The sequence below is a fragment of the Vibrio lentus genome, assembly GCF_002875945.1.
GTDB lineage: Bacteria > Pseudomonadota > Gammaproteobacteria > Enterobacterales > Vibrionaceae > Vibrio > Vibrio apostichopi.
Map to the genome: position 1 here is coordinate 1 of NZ_MCZK01000059.1, position 1327 is coordinate 1327.

Annotated in this window: 1 protein-coding gene and 1 pseudogene; both read left to right on the forward strand. The window is 44.2% G+C overall.

Translation table 11 applies throughout. From position 1 onward, the window contains the following. The first annotated feature begins 20 nt into the window (after positions 1–20). Positions 21–305: a GNAT family N-acetyltransferase gene (locus BCT49_RS04760; protein WP_102434349.1), complete on the forward strand. Its 285-nt coding sequence runs from the start codon at positions 21–23 to the stop codon at positions 303–305. Between the two features lie 11 nt (positions 306–316). Then, positions 317–1306 (forward strand): annotated as a pseudogene (locus tag BCT49_RS04765) (phosphotransferase); the annotation flags it as partial. Positions 1307–1327 lie beyond the last annotated feature (21 nt).

The following is a 1327-nucleotide window of genomic DNA, read 5'->3' on the forward strand; positions in this document are numbered from 1 at the left end:
GAATTACGCAACAAAGCCGAATGAAGGCCATAAAATGGGATCAAAAAGATAGCCAGATCACGGTTGAGCTAGAGCCAAATCAGTTCGCTGTTGTTAAGTATCAAAAGGATGGAGACGTGCTACATATTACCTCGACTCGTATCCCTGATGAACTCCAAGGCAAAGGCTTTGGCAAGGTGATGATGGAATCGGTATTACCTGAAATTGAACAGGCGGGTTTTAAAATTGTTCCGGTGTGCAGTTACGTCGTGCATTACATGAACAGGCAAAAGCAATGGTCGCATCTTCTATCCGATAAAGCATAGTAACGAGTTATATGTCTCAATCAATACCGTCAAATAATCTTGCTCAATCACAAGTGAGTACAAGTCAAAACCAACCTGAGCTTTATCAAAATGAGCTTTATCAAAAAATAGCGACCTCCTTGGGTTGCCATCAAGGGTTTGATGTTCAAGTAATTCAACGCTTATGGGGCGGATACGGCGAGTTAGTGCGTTTGATTTTTGCTAGCGAAAATAGTGCTTTGATGAACAATGCTTCGATTAATTATGCCTCGATGGACAGCGTCATCGTCAAACATGTTGCACTGCCAGATAAAGCCGAACACCCCAAAGGCTGGAACACTAAACTATCTCATCAACGCAAGGTGCACTCTTATCAAGTTGAGACGGCATGGTATCAATCGTTCACTCAGCAATGGGATGAGCGTTGCCCTATGCCTGTTGGGCTGCAATGTGAGTTACAAGAGAACGAGTGGCTGATTGTGATGCAAGACTTAGCGGATATCGGCTTTCCGCTAACCTCTCAGTTTGATGTGCTTGCTGCTTCTGACGATCTGGCAACCAAAGATACTCAGTCTGAACAGGCTTTTGGTTACACTGTAGAAGAGCACAAACAACGCGATGCTTGCCTAAAGTGGCTTGCTAATTTTCATGCGAAGCATATCCATATCGACCAAGAACAGTCTGCATCATTGTGGCAAGTCGGCACTTACTGGCATTTAGACACGCGCCCTGACGAGTTAAATGCGTTGGGTGACTTACCATTGAAGAATCAAGCGCAACACATCGATCGTTTACTCAAAGAGTGTCCGTATCAAACCTTAGTGCATGGCGACGCCAAGCTCGCTAATTTCTGTTTTGATTCAGAAAGCCAAAACGCAGCGGCTGTTGATTTCCAATATGTGGGTCATGGTTGTGCGATGAAAGACGTGGCTCTGTTTATGAGCAGTGCGGTTAGGCCTCTAGATTGCGCAGATCTTGAATCACAAGTATTAGATACTTACTTCCAACACTTGAAAGAGGCATTTGAAGTGGCATAGTGAATT

Excerpts from the sequence above, each read along its gene's own strand:
- BCT49_RS04760 (WP_102434349.1), top strand. The coding sequence starts at position 21 with ATGAAGGCCATAAAATGGGATCAAAAAGATAGCCAGATCACGGTTGAG.